The organism is Streptomyces sp. NBC_01546, from assembly GCF_045208355.1.
Classification (GTDB): domain Bacteria; phylum Actinomycetota; class Actinomycetes; order Streptomycetales; family Streptomycetaceae; genus Streptomyces.
Genome location: NZ_CP109379.1, coordinates 11,228 through 28,399 on the forward strand (window position 1 = coordinate 11,228; position 17,172 = coordinate 28,399).

Genomic DNA, 17,172 nt, shown 5'->3' on the forward strand with positions numbered 1-17,172 from the left:
AGGTTCTCATTTCCAGTTGGGCAGCTGAAAGAAGCTCCTGTAGTGGTCGCTGGTCACGTAGGCGAGCCCGTCATTCGAATAGACCAACCGAGTCCCCGGCTGCTTTGACCGCTTCATCATGTTATTGATCCCTACATCAGCCTCAGACCACGTCCGCCCTCCAGCACTCGGCAGCAACCCGTCGGTATTCTCGAATACATCTCCGCCGATCTGAGCGCCGGGTATTTTGTTCCCCAACGCCTTCCCGGGCTCCCAGCCGGCAGCAGAAGCTTGCAGCTTGGTTACATAGTTACCGGGCAGCGTCCCCGTCGCGCGGAGGCTTTCAATCAGCGGATTTGCCGCCTCCGCAGTTGCAAGAGCGCCACCGTAACGAATGCACGTGGAATTATGTACGAGAACCGGAGTCTCGCCCGCCAGCACATAGTACGTGTGGATGTCGTCGACGGTGAGGTTGTACGTGCGGGCATGCTGGGCATAAGGCTTGTTGGCCGTGACGATGACGGTGCTACCGGTGCTGGTCAGCAGTGTGGTGCCGGGAGTGAGGTTTCGTGCCTCGATCCAGGCTTGACCCGACGGGGACCAGAAGGGGTGTTCGTGGGTTGCCGTGATTTCCTTGATGCCGTCTTCAGTGGCGATTGAGAGCGCGTTGAAGTGCTTGTCGTCGTCAGTGACGATATGGTCGGTGACCTTCCGACTTCCGGTTTCTCCGGTTTCGGGGTCGGTCGCCTGGACTTCATCCCCTATTTGGATGTCTTCGATGCCCTTGGTGGTGCCATCTGCCATGAGCACATCAGTGCCCGCGAGGAAACACTTGCACGGTATATCCGCCGCCTTGAGCGACTTGCTTCCCTTGAGAAGTTTGCTTGCACCGTGGGAGAGCAGGCCGCCTGGCATGGGAGCGACGACGGTACCGAAGTCGTAGTCGCGGTCTTGTGTGTCGATACCGAGACTAGGCATCGCCTGCGCATACAGATCGCCGGGCTCTGGAATTCCGAGCGTCGGGAGTGCGCTTCCAGTCGGATCGATCCAACCGAGGGCGTCTGCAATGCCTTGCCCCATGCCGGCGACGAGGTGCTTCACTCTCTTGATGGTGAAGACCGGAGTGTGTTTGTAGCCAACATTCTTTTCGACCTGGGCCCGAATGTTGCTCCTGTACCAGTGCCAGGTTTCGCCGCTGGTTTGGTAGTGCCGCCACTGGGCGTCGGGGTCGCGGTAGGAGATGTCTGCAGTGTTCGAATATGTGATGGTGCCTTTACTGCCGCAGTTATAGAGGGTCCCGCATTCCTCGCTGCGCTGGCCGGTGGGGTCGCTTTGGGTGGTGGGGTTGTTGTTGGCGTAGTTGTAGCCGTTGAGGGACTGGGGCTGGTCGAGGCTGAGGATCGGGTCGACGCTGATGAACTGGCCGAGCTTGGTGTCGTAGTCGCGTGCTCCGATGTGGGTGAGGTTGGTGGTTTCGTCGATGTCTCCGCCGATGAATCCCTTCTCTCCGGGCCAGAAGGCGGGGGGTGTGCCCCGTTCGGCGCCGTACGGGAGCTGCTTTCGGCGGTTGAAGGCGAGGGTGGTGGAGCTGAGGGAGAGGGTGTTGGTTCCATGGTGGTCGGCGATCAGGAAGCGCAGGCGTCCGTCGGTGCTGGTGCGTACGGCTGTGCCACCGGGAAGGCCGTAGTAGCGGGTGCCGGATACTGTGCCCGCCGTCTTGTCGAGAACCAGTTCCTGACCCCCGGGGAGGTACAGGGTGGTTTCCTTGGGCTCTCGTTTGAGGATGCGGGTGCCGAGCGCGCCATACAGGAATGAGGTGGTGGCTCCGGCGGTGGTGGACGAGGCGAGCCGGCCTTCGTCGTTCCAACTCAGGGTCTGCGGCTGGCCGACTGCCGGGGTCCGGTTCGTCATGTTGCCGGTGGCGTCGTAGACGTAGGCGTCGGTGCCGGTCGCGCCCCCTGCCGCGGTGACGCCGCGGACGGCGTGTGCCTGGGCCGCGCCGGCTGTGGTCGGGTAGGTGTAGGTCCGGGTTGTGTTGGCAGTGAGGGGCCCGGCCTGGTGCTGGGTCTCGGTGGCGCGCTGGCCGGTGTCGGTGAAGGTCCAGCTGGTCCAGTACGGGTCGACAGTGCCCAGGTTCGGCGTGCCGGAACCGTTGACAGGCTTGGTGGTGCAGTTGTCGCTGGAGGTCCAGGCTTCACTGAGACGGGCAGCCCAGTCATAGGAGAAGCACTGGTCGTCCTTGACTGTGAAGTCGCTCTGTTCGTCCAGAATGCGGGTGATGTTGCCTGCGGGGTCGTAGGTGTACTTGGTGGACGAGAGGCTGCTGGGTGCGCTGGCATCTCGGTCGATGTCAGATCTGACGACACGGCGGGTGGCCAGGTCGCGGGTAAGGCTCTGATAGATGTTGGAGCCGAGGTTACCTAGCGTCGCTTGGGCCAGTTCGCCGAACTCGGTGTAGGCGGCGCCGCGCAGGTAGGCCTGGTTGAGGCTGCTGTCGACGATGGCGAGTTGGTCCTGGGCGCCGTAGTGGTTGGTGAGGGTCTCGGCGGGCAGGGCGGTGGTGGCGTTGGTGTTGGTGGTGCTGTAGGTGGTCGTGGCCGGAAGGCCGCTGACGGGGGTGGTGGTCCCGGTGATGGTGTAGGTGCCGGCCAGCTTCTCCTCGCCGGTGACCGAGGGGATGGTGATCTTCGTGCCGGTCGGGGATCCGGCGATGTCGTAGCCGATGACGGCGGAGGTGTAGGCGGCTGTGCCGTCGTAGCGGGTGGAGGTGGCGGGAAGCCCCTTGCCTGCCGTTGCGGTGTCGTAGGTCCACTCGGCGATCTTGGCTCCGGTAACCGATCCCTTCCTCAGGGTTTCCGGGCGGCCGAGTATGTCGTAGGTGGTGGCGAGGGTGATTCCGCGGGCGTCGGTGGCCGTCTGCGGGCGCCCGTCGGTGCCGAAGCCGGTGGTGGATCTGCCCTTGTCGGGGTCGACGGCTTCGATCTGGCGACCGCGCAGGTCGTAGGTGTAGGTCCAGCTGTTGCGGCCCGAGTTGTCGGTGATCTTGGCGAGCTTGCCGGCCCGGTCGTAGCTGAAGTTGTGCTTCTCGTACGTGGTGGCGGCGGCCGTGATGAGCGGGTTGCGGTCCTTGTAGGTCCGGCGCTCGGTCACGCGACCCCTCGCATCGGTGATGGCGAGTGAGGCCGGTGCTCCGTCCGGCGGGATGACCGCGGTCCAGTCGGGTCCGTACGTCGTGGTCGTCCGCCACTTCTCGGTGTTCAGCGAGAGCTGGACAGCGGCAGTGGGGCGCCCACGGCCGTCGTACTCAGTGGTTGTGGCCGACGGGATTGCGTTCTCGGGGGTGACGAACAGGCTGTTCGAGACGGCGGAGCTGTTGTAGAAGGGCGCGTTGGCCCGATAGGGACGTCCGTGGTCGTCGTAGAACAGGTCGCTGATGACGCGACCTGCGACTCCGATCGCGTCAGTCTGGGTCTGGCGCTGGCGCAGCTGCGAGTCGTAGAAGGTCTTTGACGTGCTCCAGATGCCGTCCTCGTTGAGGGTCTTGATGACGGTGGTGGAGGGGGTGGTGCTGGACGTGTTGTAGGTGATGGTGTTGTTCGGCTGCGTCGTTGTCGGTCGGCCCGCGCTCCAGGACTTGGTGGGGCGGCCCAGCGCGTCGTACTCAGATGAGGCTGTGCGCCCGTTGGTGTCCGTGCTGGTCAGAGCGAGGCCGCGGATCCCATCCAGTGTGGTCGTGAGGGTGTGGCCCTTGGCGTCCGTGACGGTGGTGCTGGTCGGCTGGGCGTCGGAGGTGGGGGTGTAGGTGGTAGTCGTGGTCCGCTGGTCCTGACCTGTGCTCGTCAGCGTGCGACCGTACTGGTCGTAGGTGTTCTGGCCGATGGTCTCCCAGACGAGCTGGTTGCCTGCGTCCAGTCGGCTGGCCTGTTCGACCTTGGTTTCATTGGCCTGACCGGGCTTGGGTGCGACTCCTACGGCCTGGCCGTCGTACGAAGTGCGGCCAGCGGTGGTGACCTCCGCATTGTTGATCGTGGTCGTGCACAAGTTGGCGATGGTGGCGGTGACCTGGCTGGAGTAGGCGATCAGCCAGTTCGTCGTGTCAGGTGCCACGTAGGAGGTGATGGCGCATGTGGGTGGGGTGCTGCCACCACCGTCATCGCCCTGCGCCGTGAGGAGGCCGTAGGTGGGCTCGTAGGTCTTTGTCAGGGTGACGCTGCGCCAACTGCCGTCACTCATGAGCGTGCTGCTCACGGATTTGCCGATGCCGGGGAAGCGGGCGACCTTGGGCGCCAGCGTGGGTGCAGGGTCGGCTGGCTTCTTGGGGTCTGTGATGCCCTTGACGGTTTGGGTGGCGTTGTCGCCGGAGACCCATGGCGTGGTGGTGTTCTTGCTGACGACCGAGCCCGACTCACTGGAGTAGGCGCGGGTCTCGGCTGTCTGCCCTTCGAAGTCGTTGCGGTCGATGACGCCGTTGATGGTCGCCACGGTGCGAGCGGTGCCGCCGGCGAGTGTGTCGCCCGCCATGCCGTTGTAGTAGTCGGTCTCGGTCCTCACCCGGTTGGTGGTTCCCGTCAGGGTGCGGACGGTGCGGTAGCCGCGGAAGTCGCTCCAGGTGCGGTGCTTGTCGAGTGTGAATTCGGACTGGTCGCGCCGCCAGTTCGGGGAGCCGGGGTAGACGTAGGTGGTGGTCTTGGAGGGTGAGCCGGTGCCGGCGGTGGTGTCGCTCTCCTCGATGCTGGCGACCAGGTACTTGTGGAAGTAGTCCTTGACTTCTTCGGTGCCTCCGTCGCGGGTCCACCAGGAGGGGTAACAGCGCTTGGTGTTGGTGTCGTCGGCTGCGGGCAGGTTGCTGGGGCTGCACTCCTGGTCGGTGTAGGTGACGAGTGTGGTGCCACCGGTTGCGTTGGTGATCTGTGTAATGCGGTGCTTGTTGATCGGCGGCCGCCCGTCGGCCTTGTCCACGCGGTTGGCCAGGGGCTCGCCGGTGAAGACGGTCTTGTCGACTCCGGGGATGTCTGTGAGCGTGCCGGCCTTGGCGGTGCGCTGGACGGAGTCGAGCCAGAGGGCGGGCTTGGTGGTGTCGCCGGTGGGTGGGTAGGACTGCGTCAGCGTCCAGTTGTCCACGCCGACGTGCGCGGTGCCCACCAGGGCGTAGGTGTCGATGGAGGTCAGGCGCTTGGTCGACCAGAAGGTGGGCGAGCCTTGCAGGCACTGCTGGGCGGCCTTGCAGTCCAGGTGGACTGGGACGTCGGTCCAGTCGTTGGCGTGAGCCTGGTCAAGGATGCAGGTGGTGGCCATGCAGCGGTCGGAGACCCAGAAGTTGACCTGGCCGGCGGCCTTGGGGGTCGAGTACACCTGGCCGTCGCGCAGGCCGTAGGAGATCCTGCGCAGGGTGCTGTCGCGCGTGTAGGCAACCGGCGTTTCTATCTTGTTGTTCTTGGCGTAGTAGCCGGTGTACTTGGTGTAGTACATGGCCATGGCGTTGCCGTGCGGGTCGACGATGTAGTCGAGGTTCCACCTCCAGCCCTGCATCCGGCTGGAGGAGGCGAAGTCGGCTCCACGGCCGGGCTCGCCAGCATGGTTGCCGAAGACCGGGACGGCGTTGACCGAGGACGTCTCCTCCTTGCCTGCGCTCCAGCCCGGGAGACGGTTCTTGCCGAACCAGTACTGCGTACCGTCGGTGGTGGTGATCCGCCAGTACTCGGAGTCCTCATCCCCGGAGTTGTTGCCGGGGGAATCGTAGATCCGCTCGACACGGGAGCCGTCGTCGTTCGCCAGCTTCCATAGGCCCTTGCCTGCGTCCCAGAGCAGCTGGGTGCTTGAGCCGTTCAGGGACATGGTCGCGTTCTCGGACTTCCAGCAGAGGTCGCCTACCTCCTCGGTGTTGCTGCCGCCCTGTTTGTCGTTCTCACAAGGGACGTAGTTGCGTTCGATAAACCCGGGGCTGTACTGCCAGCCCTCACCGACCCAGGACGACTGGTTGTTGGTGGAGCCGGTGCGGCCGTCGACGGAGGAGGAGCTGTAGGAGAAGCCCACCTTGGGCGCGAAGCCACCGGGCACCGGCGGGACCGTGATCGGAACGTTCCAGCCGAAGCCGCCTGAGTTCCCGCCCGCCGACCACGAACCTGACCCGGCGAGGGAGGTTGCCTTAAACGAGCCCTCGGACCCGTCGGCACTGGCCACGGCGGCCAGGACGGTCATGCCGCCCGCCGCTGCGGCAACGGCCGTGGACTTGGCGTCCTGGGCCGACGCGGTGTCCGCCAGGTCCACGTCGGCCGTCAGCGTCGCGGCGCTCTGATGGTTGAACGTCGGGACGGAAGAGCCCTTGAGGCACTCGGGCTTCGAGGGCGTCGTCAGCACACAGGCCGGCAGCTGGACGAGGTGCAGCGAGGAGGCCCAGTTCGCGCCGTAGGCGTCCTTGATCTTGGAGTAGTCGACCTCGACCTGCACCCGGCCGCCGGAGATACGGCTGTCCTTGCGCTGCACGGACAGCAGGAGCCCGTCGATTCCGGCCTTCTGGGCCGTTTTGCGGTCCGCGACGGTTATTTTGACCCGTTCCGGACCTGATGAGTCATTCGCTGCGTCGGACCGCAGGAAGAGCGAGGCCTTCGCGGACTTGGTGACGCGTACCGGCAGTTTCGCCTGCGCCCCGCTGTATGGGGCGGCGTTGGCCAGGGGCGCGGCGGCCGACAGGGTTACCTCCGCCGTTCCGGCGGAGGGCCACGTCACCTTCGAGGGCGTCCAGGAGGAAGCCGCTGCCGGAGCCTTCTTGCCTTGCGGCTTGAGGTTCTTGCCCGCGACAGAGGGCGTCTTCTGGGTGCCGCGGGGCTTGTACTCCGCGGGTCCCGCCCAGGCGGGGCCGGTGAGCAGGGAGACGGACAGGGCGACGGCTGTCGCACCGACAATTCCGGTACGGAGCCGACGCTTTCTGCGAAAGCGACCACCTCCGAACAATTCGGGCATCATGCCCGAACGGATGGACACAGCAAACCCCCCAAGGGAATAAAAGACAGATAAAATCGCAGCCAACACTCCCTCAGGCACTTCGCGCAAGACCCTACTTCGACACACCTGACCTGCAAAAACGTCATCGAGCGTCCTGAAACCGATCATTCCGGATGTCATGGCCTCGACAGGAAATGGCACGCCGGCAAGTCCGTCTATGCGGATGTGAATTCCTTCGCTTACGCTGCGCTGACTCACAGCCTTGACGTTTTTTCAGAAAGACCAAAAAACTTATGAACCACCGAAGAGCCGGAACGGGCCTGACCCACCCGCTGGCCGCCCTTCTGGCCCTCGCCTTCCCGCTCACCGCGCTGAGCGTGATCACCACCCCCGAGACCGCCACGGCCACCGAACAGACCGTCGGCGGCACAGACGGCACGCCAGAGGCCGCATCGGAGGTGAGGGCCTACAGCCTCGCCAAGACCTCGGGCCGGCGCGTCGAGATCATCGACCGCCGCACCGAGTACTCCGAGACCTACGCGAACCCCGACGGAAACCTGACTTTGCGGCAGTCCACGCTGCCCATCTGGTCACGCCACAAGTCCGTGTGGCGCAAGACCGACCCCACGCTCACCCAGCAGGAGGACGGAACCCTCGGCCCGACCGCGTCCTTCGGCATCGCCTTCTCCCGGGGTGGAGACGGCCCGCTGGTCTCGATGGACCGCGGCGGCAAGAAGCTGGCCCTGTCATGGCCGGGCAGGCTCCCGGAGCCGGTGGTGGGAGGGAACACCGCGCTCTACAAGTCAGTGCTGCCCGGCGTCGACCTCAAGCTGATAGCCGAGGTCAACGGCTTCGCCCAGCATCTCCTCGTCACCACCCCCGAGGCCGCCGCCAACCCGGCCCTGAAGACCATCAAACTCGCCGTCACCTCCGAAGGCGTGACACTCGACGAAGACCACAGCGACCGGCTCCTGGCCAAGGATGCCGAAGGCAACGTCGTCTTCAGCGCGCCCACCCCCAAGATGTGGGAGCAGCCCGCCGCCAGCGACCCGGCCGGCCTGGCGGCAAAAACCGCCATGTCCTCGGCGATGTTCTCCAGCGCCGCCGTCGCCGAGGAGACGGCGCCGGACCCGCAGCAGGCCCCCGTGGGCGCGGACGTCACAGGAAACACCCTCACGCTGACCCCCGACCCCGCTCTGCTGTCCTCGGCGACACAGTTCCCGCTGGTCATCGACCCCATCTTCACCGGCGGCTACACCGAGAAGTGGGCCGTGGTGTACTCAGCCACCCCGAGCGCGGACTACCCCTGGGGCTCCGGCTGGCAGTCCGGAAACCCCTGGGACGAGCCACGCGTGGGGTTCAACGGCACCGGCGACACCCAGTCGTTCTTCGCCATGAACACCAACGGCCTCAAAGGCGCCACCATCCTCGACGCCACTTTCGCCGTCGAGCAGACCCACTCCTGGGGCTGCGACGCCTCTGCGGCCGGCCCCACCGAGCTGTGGACCTCCCAGGACATCACCACCACCCCGACCTGGAACACCCGCAACAACTACTGGGGCTACAAACTCGCCCAGGGCAATTTCGCTCACGGCCACCCGACCTACTGCCCGGGCGTGGAGGGTTACGACTTCAAGTCCGCAGCCCTGACCTCCTACGTCCAGGAGGGCTGGGACCCGCTCGTCTTCGGCCTGCGCGTCCCCAACTCATACCTCGGCAACGTCAACAGCTTCAAGCGTCTGCGGAACAACCCCGTCCTGGAGGTCACCTACAACTTCCCGCCCGAGGTCACCGCCAGCGGAGCCTACGAAGGCAGCTGGTCCCCGTCAGGCGAGGGCAACAAGCCGGTGCCTTGCGGGGCCACCATCGGTAACAGCGGCCTCGCCCTGACAGCCGCCCTCCTCGACAAGGACGGCGGCACCGTATATCCCGAATTCGTCGTCACCACCGCCGCCGGCGCCGCCGTACCGGTCTCCTATGTCACCAACGTGGCCAGTGGCGGCACAGCCACCGCTACAGTTCTCGCCGGCAATCTCCCCACCGGCGCCTACAAATGGAAGGTCCGGGCAAAGGACGGCGAAGGACCCGACAGTCCCTACACAGCCGACTGCGCCTTCACCGTCGACAAGACCGGACCCACCAGCCCGGTCACCGTCACCAAAGAAGACGGCAGCGCACTGACCACCCACATCCAGCAGGCGCGTACCAAACTCCGCCTGAAACTCAAGAACCCTGCCACCGATCTGGCCGGCTTCTGCTGGGCCCTCGACCGCCCGGTATCGGTCTCGAGCAGTGGTTGCACTGATGCCTGGGTCCCCCTCGCCGCAGGAGCCACCGAGACGGTCATCGAAATCGTCCCCACCGGCCGCCCGCAAAGCAAGCTCCATGTCCTCGCCTACGACACGGCGGGCAATCACTCACCGGTCGACGGCGACGCCGACAGCACCATAATCATGACCTCCCCCGCTGCCTTTGTTTACGCCGCAGGCCAGAGCCCACTGACCAAGCCCGCCACCCGTGATCTCCTCGGCGACCTCAACGGCGATGGCTACACCGACATGTACGCCACCAGCACCGACACCAACGCCGAACTCCGATTCCACGCCGGCGACGGCACCGGCAAGCTCACCCCCTACACCGTCGGCTTCAAGGGCTGGTCAGGGGCGCTCATCGCCCACGGCGGAGACTTCACCAACCTCACCAGCCCCACCGCACCACCTGACGGCTACGAAGACTCTCTCGTGCGCCTCCCCGACGGCAAGCTCTACCTCTACCCCGGCACCGGCAGAGGCGGCCCCATGTACTGGACCCGCCGGGCAATCGCACCGCCCTCCGACCTCGGCACCCAAGGCTGGAGCCGCATCCTGCAGATCGTCATGCCCGGAGACATAGACCAACGCGCCGACACCGGCTTCGCCAACGGCAACGACCTCGTCGTCCGCGTATGCGTCGACGACGCCTGCACCGACTCGCGCCTGCGCATCTACTCCGGTCGCACCATGGCTGGTGGAGGCGCCGACCAAGCCGAGCCGTTCGACGTACAGCAGGCCAACTACGTCAGCACCGGCACGCTGTGGAAGGACTACACCATCCTCGCCGCCAGCGACCAGAACCGCGACGGGATCCAGGACATCCTCGCCCGCAACAAAGCCGACGGAATCGCCTACCTCTACCCCGGCAAAATCACAGACGGCAAGTTCACCCTCGGCGCACGCACCGTCTTCGGCAACGGCGGCTGGCAGACCACCACCCGCCCCCTGATCACATCAAACGGCAACGCCCAGGGCACCGTCGTCAACAAGAGCGTCAACGACGAAGGCACCACCATCTCCTACCGCGAATTCCAGCCCAAGACCGGTGACGACCTCGCTGACCTGTGGGCCACCACCCCAGCCGACCCCAACAACACCGTCACCTACGACGACGGCACCGGCACGACCAAAACCACCACCTGCCCAACCGGCTGCCTCCTCTTCTACCCCGGCACCCTGACCGGCCACAGGACACCCCTCAAGGTCGGCGACACCAACTGGAGCACCACGACTACGGGAATCTTCTAGCGGCCCACACAGCGGCCCCTGGAATGCGTTCCGGGGGCCGGACGCTTCAGCAGCGCCGCGATCAGCTGTCTGTCGTTGGGCAGGCATGACGACCAGCACGGAGCAGATCGCCGGCGAAACAGCCGCCCTGGACCTGATGCGCGGCTACCTCAACTACAGCACAGCCAAGTCGACACCGAAACGGTGGCGGAAGCCCTTGAAGCCCTGGCCAGCCTCGCCCGCCGCGCTCAGGCGAACGGCCTCGCTTCCGTCTCCGGCCCGAGGTCCATCAAGTGCACTCCGACGCGGGCCTTGTGCATCGGATTCGACGCCAGCGCCTCCATCTCCTTGTAGACCAGCACCCGCCGCCCCATCAGCGTCTGAGCCCTCGTGATCATCGCCGCCCCTGCGTCCGTGTCGCCCCGGTCGGTACGGATGGCCGGCTCCAGCTCACCCGAGACATTGCGCAGCAGCGCCAGTCGGACACCGGGGCGGTGGGGCATGAGTACTGGGCAAATGCCGATTCCGGCCGGGTCCGAGCCTTCTTCGACGCGTCCCGGGTTATGGGAGCCCAGTCGGCACGGCTGGGACAAACGCGCAGATCGGACCTCACCCCATAAGGGTCCGGGGGAACACCTGCTCTGTTCCGTGGGACGGACCGATCAGTACACTTCCCTTCGGCGGAACACCGGCCCCACCCCGCACCGCCTTTCCTCCACACACCCCTCTCCTCTCTCTTCTAACAGCGGTTGCCTCGTGCCGCCGCCGGGTTCCGGAAAGGCTCTCTTCTCACTGTGGCAACTCGTGTCCAGCTGACCGCACTGGCGACCACCGCCGCTGTCTTCGCCACTGCCGGCGGTATTCTGGCGACCGCTCCTGCCGCGGTCGCAGCCAACCGCGACACCCCCGCCGCAGGCCCGGTCGCGTCCGCCAGCACGCCCAGCGCCCTTCGTGCCGCTGTGCGCTTGCCGAATCCGTTCCGCCCCTCAACGCCGGCCGGGCTGTGGGTCAGATACGACGGGTACACCAACCAGGCCAGCCTGTACTGGACAGCGAGCAAGGAGACCTACCTCGCCGGCTACCGGGTGTACCGCCGGCTCGACCAGACCAGTTGGTCCCTGGTCAGCGGCCCTTCTCTACTCGCCACCCCCTACTTTGTCGACACCCCGAGCCCGACCGGCAAGACCGTCTCCTACCAGGTACGCGCCGTCAGCAAGGCCGGCCGCGAGTCCGCGGGCAGCCTTGCCGTCTCGGCCACCCCCGTGGACTGGACCGGCCCGGCCACCCCTGCCGGCTTGACGGTCACGAACGACTGGTTCACAGCGTTGCTTCGCTGGCAGGCGGTAAGCGACGCCGCAAAGTACGAGGTGTACTCCGCCGCGCGGGACACGGGGCCCTACACACTGCTCGGGACATCGACCACGCCCGCGTACAACGATCACAATCCCCCTCGCAACACACTGCGGTACTACCGCGTCAGAGCGGTGGACGCGCACGGCAACCCGTCGGCGTACTCCCCCGTCGTCAGCGGCGACGGGGTCGACCGGACGCCGCCGCCGGCCCCGACCTCGCTGAGTTCCTACGTCGAGGCCACGCAGACGCACGTGTACTGGAAGATGTCCGACTCGTTCGACAATGACCGTGTGAACGGGGGGCATTTCCGCGTCTATCGCTCCCCCGGACGAAGCCTGGATCCCGCGAACCTCACCCGTGTGACCTGCACTGCCATGGGCGACCACGGCTTGGGGCCGTGTACGGACCAGAGCATGGCCCCCGGAGCCGTGTACACGTACGCGGTAAGCGCAGTGGACATGGTGGGTAACGAGTCCGCTCGTTCCGCACCGATCACCGTCCGCAGCGGTGACCAGGTGGCGCCCGGCCCGGTCACCGGTCTGAAGGCCACGCCCCGCAAGGACGGCATGCTGCTGAGGTGGACGGCCCCGGTCGAGGACGACGTCGCCTCGTACGTCGGCCTGCGCGGCACCCGCCAGCCGGACGGAACAATCCGCTGGACCGACTCCAACTGCACGGACGAAGCCTCCGACCCGCTGGCGATGCTCTGCTCCGGCATACCGGAGGGCGGAACCTACGTGTACGCCGTAATCGCCAAGGACCTTTGGGATAACGCGCTTTCGTCCGAGGACCCGCAGGTCGCCACGGTCACGGCCACCGAGCTGAACCTTCGCCCGTCGGTAACGCTCCCCACCACGGGGCAGGACCTGATCGGTATGTCCTGGAACAACATGGTCACCGGCCCCAACGCACCCGGCATCTACTGGCGGTGCTGGGAGTCCGCAAGGTGTGCCGAGATCGCCGGCTACCGAGTCAGCCGGTGGAACCCCACCGCCTCCGCATACCAGCCGCTGCACACCGGGCTACTGCCGAACACGACCGAGAGCTACGTGGACCAGTCCGCCGCACCGGGTGCCACCTACTTCTACACCTTCGAGGCCCTGCGGGCCGACGGCAGCGCGGTCGCAACACACTCATGGGGGTGCAACCGCCCGCTGTACGTCTGAGCTTGACTCTGTCGAGGATCTTGGAGTTGCCGAGGTCAGCTGCCCAGGGTTCGCCAGGACTTCGGCCGGGGTATCTCGCGCCGGTCGAGGTAGTTCTGGAAGGCAGTCGGCCGGCGGGGCATGGGGACTTCCTTGGTCGGTGACAGGCCGCTGAGGCGTTCGATGTTGACGGCGATGGCTGTCAGGACGTGCTGGATGTGGCCTTTTCCCTGTCCTCGGTAGCGGCAGCGCCGCATGCCATGTCCGTGGGCGAACTCGTTGACCGTGCCCTCCACTCCGGAACGGACCGCGTAGCGGGTCTTCCACTCGGGCGTCTGTTGCTCGGCGCGGACGCGGAGTTGCAGGTCGCGGAGCTCTCGCGGGGGAAAGCCCACGGTGCGGGCGCTGTCGGCGGTGGTGGTGCACTGGGCGCGGGCCGGGCAGGGGCGGCACTGGCTTTTGGTGAACCTGGCCACGATCAGCGGGGCCGCAGTGGGCGAGGAGGTCGGGTAGGGGCCGTGCCAGCCCGCGCTGACCTGTCCCTGGGGGCAGGTGACCTGCTGCTGGTCGTAGTCGATGTGGAAGTCGTCCCGGGCGAAACCCTCGTCCCGGCGGTGCTGGCGGGTGGGGTTGCTCCGGAGTGGTCCGGAGACGGTGACCTGGTGTTCACGGGTGGCTTGTTCCAGGTGGGGCAGGGAGGTGTAGCCGGCGTCGACCAGGTGCTCGGCGGGCAGCAGCCCGCGACGGGCCAGGCGGGTGTGGATACCGGGCAGGACCTGGCTGTCGTGGGTGGTCGCCGCGGTGGTGGCCACGTCCGTGATCACGTTGGGGCCGTCGGGAGCACAGGTCTCGGTCAGATGAGCGGAGAACCCCTTCCAGCTGATGATGTGTCCGTGCCGCGCGTAGCGGGCCGAGGTGTCGTAAGGAGAGACGATCGCCCGGGACGAGGGCGGCAGCCCGGGCCCGCCTTCCGTCTCGGCGGTGCGCCAGCGCAGGTGTCCTGCGGCATCCCGGTGGTAGTTCTGCACCATGATCTGGCGCAGGGCCTGGAGGCGAGGACCGGACGTGCGGTCTGTGCCGTGCCGGTAGAGGTGTTCCAGGAGCCGGACGGCGTCGTTTCCGGTGGCGAGGATCCTGGTCTTGGGCTTGGTGGGGTTCTTGCCCAGGCGGACCGGTCGGCCGTAGCGGCGCCCCCAGTCCTCGTCGACCAGCTCGTCCAGCAGGTGAGGGGAGGTGCCGGCGACTTCTTCGAGTGCGGCGCGGACCGCTTCGGTGATCAGCTCCAGGCGGGTCAGGTCGCGCACCGCGGCCAGGACATGGGTGGAGTCGGTGCGCTGGGTGGTGCGCTCGCGCACCAGTCCGGCCTCCTTGAGGCGGGCCAGCGCGAGGTCGAGGAGCCGGTCGGCACGGTCGCCTTCGGCGAGACGGTCGCGGAAATCGGCCAGCACGCTGTGGTGGAAGCCGGGGTCGTCCAGCTCCATGGCCATCGCGTACTTGAAGTCGATGCGGCAGCGGACCGCCTCGGCGGCCTGCCGGTCCGACAGGCCGAGCAGGAACTGCAGCACACAGACGGTAGCCAGTTGAGCAGGTGAGAGACCCGGACGCCCGTCTCGCGGGTACCAGTCGGCGAAGTCCTCGTCGTGCCACAGCCCGTCCAGCCGGTCTCTCACCCATATCGCCGTCGTGCCACCCGGGTTGCTCGACCGTGCGACCTGCGCGGTCAGAGGCGGGATCTGCTCACCGGAACGTGGGCGAAGGACAACGGGCACCTCGACAGCTGCATCGGTCGGCGGAACTACCCGAGCATGCCCGTTGACCATGCTGCCGCACTGGGAAACTCCAAGATCCCCGACAGAGTCAAGCTTACTTACACCGCTTTCCGCGAGGTCGGCCGGGTGATCCGCACTGTCCAGCTGCTGCGCTACCTTTCCGATGCCCCGCTGCGCGGCCGGGTGACGGCCGCGACCAACAAGGTCGAGGCGTTCAACGGCTTCTCGGACTGGGTCCGCTTCGGACAGCGCGGCACGGTGAGGGAGAACGACCCGGTCGAGCAGGAGAAGGACGTGAAGTTCACCTCTCTGCTGGCCAATCTGGTGATCTTCCACAACACCCTGGACATCGCGGACGTGGTCCGCGAGCTGCAGGCTGAGGGCGAGGTCATCGACCCGCTCGACCTGGCTCAGATCTCCCCGTACCTGACCGAGCACATCATGCGTTTCGGTGAGTACTCCACCCACGAACTCGGCATCACCCCGGACGACTACGACGCCCATCTCGACGTCGACTTCAGTGCGCTCGGCAAAGACGTGGCGGAGGCCGCCCGCTGAGCCGGTCTCAGACATCCCGGCGCCGCACGACCATCACAGCAAGGGCCACCGAGACGAGCGCCCATGCCGCGAGCGCGATCCAGGAGCCCGTGATCGTGGCCGGATATTCGCCCAGCCTCGTGTGGCCGTCGGGGTTCAGCGCCAGCCGGGCCTGCGCGGCCAGCGGCAGGTGGTTGCCGATCTCCTTCAAGAGCCGGTACCTCTCGCCACCGAAGAGCATGGGCAGGATGAAGAGCATCCCCACGACGGCGACGATCGAGGCCGTGGCGTGTCTCAGGACGGCGCCGAGCGCCATGCCGATGAGCGCGCAGACCGGGATGACCAGCGCGTATGCCGCGACGGCCCGCAGGCAGCCGGGGTCGTGGATGGAGAGTCCGACGTGGCGGGAGGCGAGCATCGCATTGGTGGTGAAGAACGACGTCACGGAGACGATCACACCGAGGACGAGCGTGATCGCCGTGACGAGGGCCACCTTGGCCGTGATCACCGCGCGCCGGTCGGGAGTGGCGGCGAGCGTGGTGCGGATCATTCCGGTGGCGTACTCGCCGAAGACCGTGATGGCGCCGAAGCTGGCCGCGGCCAGTGCCATGACGCTGGCGGCGATGCTGCCCAGGCCGTGGAACAGCGGGTCGTACTTGTAGGGCGGGAGGCCGGGTAGTGGGGGATGCGGCTGGTCGATGTACGTCAGATCGGAGTGAACGGCGTTCACGTTGATCGCGATGGCGACGACGGCGCTGAGGGCGAGCACCCAGTAGGTCGACCGGAGGGACCGCATCTTGATCCACTCGGCAGCGAGCAGGTCGGTGAACCTGGCCACCAGTTCGGCGGCGCTCTCGGACGGCCGGGTGCCGGAGAACATCATGGTGCTCATCGGGCTTCTCCTGCGAGGTATTCGACACTGTCAGCGGTGAGGGACATGAACGCCGACTCCAGGGACGAGGTGTGGGTGGCGAGCTCGTGCAGCACGATGCGGTGCCGGTGGGCGAGGTCGCCGATCCCGGCTGCGGTCAGGCCGGTGACCCGGCCCGCCTGGTCGCTCTCGCGGCGCACCGACGCACCCCCGGCGATCAGCACGGCCTCCAGGGCCGCCAGGTCGGGCGTGTGCACGGTCACGCCCAGGGCGGCGTTGCGGGCCGAGAAGTCCTCCAGGCTCTCGTCGGCGATCAGCCGGCCCTGGCCGATGACGATGAGCCGGTCGGCGGTGTGCTCCATCTCGGCCATCATGTGGCTTGAGACGAACACGGTGCGGCCCTCGGACGCCAGACGACGGAACAGACCGCGCACCCACAGCACGCCCTCGGGGTCCAGACCGTTCAGGGGCTCGTCGAACAGGAGCACCGGGGGATCGCCGAGCAGGGCGCCCGCGATGCCGAGACGCTGTTTCATCCCGAGGGAGAACCCTCCGATCCGGCGCCGCGCCGCCTTGGCCAGCCCGACCTCTTGGAGGACCTCGTCCACGCGGGCCGGCGGGATGCGGTTGCTGCGGGCCAGGGCGGACAGGTGTGCCTGTGCGGTGCGTCCGCCGTGGACGTCCTGGGCGTCCAACAGCGCGCCGACGTGACGCAGTCCGCGCGGGCGGTGCGAGAAGGGAACCCCGTCCACGGTGACGGACCCACTGGTGGGGGCGTTCAGGCCCAGGATCATCCGCAGTGTGGTGGACTTGCCTGCGCCGTTCGGGCCGAGGAAGCCGGTGACCTTGCCCGGTTCCACAGTGAAGGTCAGGTTGTCGACGGCGACGGTGTCGCCGTACCGCTTGGTCAGCCGGGTGGATTCGATCATGGGTCCAAGCTGCCGGGGAGGGCAAGGAGCCGGCATCGGCTGGTGGTTCACACTTGTGAGCCCTGCTGGTAGCCCGGGGGATTACGCCCGTGGGCCAATGCCCCGGTG

At 66.6% G+C, this 17,172-nt stretch carries 8 protein-coding genes; 3 read left to right on the forward strand and 5 right to left on the reverse strand.

Features of this window, described 5'->3' with window-relative positions:
* Positions 1–6: 6 nt before the first annotated feature.
* Entirely contained in the window at positions 7–7,179 is a 7,173-nt protein-coding gene (locus OHA89_RS00050) for a polymorphic toxin-type HINT domain-containing protein (RefSeq protein ID WP_406364792.1), read from the reverse strand.
* Positions 7,180–7,214: 35 nt separating this feature from the next.
* Between OHA89_RS00050 and OHA89_RS00055 the strand changes: the two genes are divergently transcribed.
* A complete protein-coding gene (locus OHA89_RS00055) occupies positions 7,215–10,481 on the forward strand; it encodes a hypothetical protein (protein ID WP_406364793.1) in 3,267 nt (1,088 codons plus the stop codon).
* Positions 10,482–10,708: 227 nt separating this feature from the next.
* Here the strand turns inward: OHA89_RS00055 and OHA89_RS00060 are convergent, their stop codons facing one another.
* Positions 10,709–10,963, reverse strand: coding sequence for a hypothetical protein (locus OHA89_RS00060; protein WP_406364794.1), 255 nt, complete (start codon positions 10,961–10,963; stop codon positions 10,709–10,711).
* A gap of 291 nt (positions 10,964–11,254) precedes the next feature.
* Between OHA89_RS00060 and OHA89_RS00065 the strand changes: the two genes are divergently transcribed.
* Entirely contained in the window at positions 11,255–12,979 is a 1,725-nt protein-coding gene (locus OHA89_RS00065) for a fibronectin type III domain-containing protein (protein ID WP_406364795.1), read from the forward strand.
* A 35-nt stretch (positions 12,980–13,014) separates the two neighbouring features.
* On the opposite strand, the gene OHA89_RS00070 is transcribed toward OHA89_RS00065, so the two are convergent.
* Positions 13,015–14,628, reverse strand: a complete 1,614-nt coding sequence (locus OHA89_RS00070; protein WP_406364796.1) for an IS1182 family transposase — start codon at positions 14,626–14,628, stop codon at positions 13,015–13,017.
* Positions 14,629–14,853: 225 nt separating this feature from the next.
* On the opposite strand from OHA89_RS00070, the gene OHA89_RS00075 reads away from it, so the two are divergent.
* Entirely contained in the window at positions 14,854–15,285 is a 432-nt protein-coding gene (locus OHA89_RS00075; protein ID WP_406364797.1) for a Tn3 family transposase, read from the forward strand.
* A gap of 7 nt (positions 15,286–15,292) precedes the next feature.
* Here OHA89_RS00075 and OHA89_RS00080 read toward each other — a convergent pair whose 3' ends face one another.
* Complete coding sequence (locus tag OHA89_RS00080) at positions 15,293–16,156, reverse strand: ABC transporter permease subunit (RefSeq protein ID WP_406364798.1); 864 nt, start codon at positions 16,154–16,156, stop codon at positions 15,293–15,295.
* The gene (locus OHA89_RS00085; RefSeq protein WP_266616780.1) at positions 16,153–17,064 is read right to left on the reverse strand and encodes an ABC transporter ATP-binding protein; all 912 of its coding nucleotides are present in this window, start codon (positions 17,062–17,064) and stop codon (positions 16,153–16,155) included. The genes OHA89_RS00080 and OHA89_RS00085 overlap by 4 nt, the downstream gene beginning before the upstream one ends.
* Positions 17,065–17,172: the final 108 nt, after the last annotated feature.

What these genes read in the sequence shown, in the direction of transcription:
- OHA89_RS00060 (WP_406364794.1), bottom strand. Translation starts at nt 10,963, where the DNA reads ATGCCCCACCGCCCCGGTGTCCGACTGGCGCTGCTGCGCAATGTCTCG.
- OHA89_RS00085 (WP_266616780.1), bottom strand. Translation starts at nt 17,064, where the DNA reads ATGATCGAATCCACCCGGCTGACCAAGCGGTACGGCGACACCGTCGCC.
- OHA89_RS00055 (WP_406364793.1), top strand. Translation starts at nt 7,215, where the DNA reads ATGAACCACCGAAGAGCCGGAACGGGCCTGACCCACCCGCTGGCCGCC.
- OHA89_RS00080 (WP_406364798.1), bottom strand. Translation starts at nt 16,156, where the DNA reads ATGAGCACCATGATGTTCTCCGGCACCCGGCCGTCCGAGAGCGCCGCC.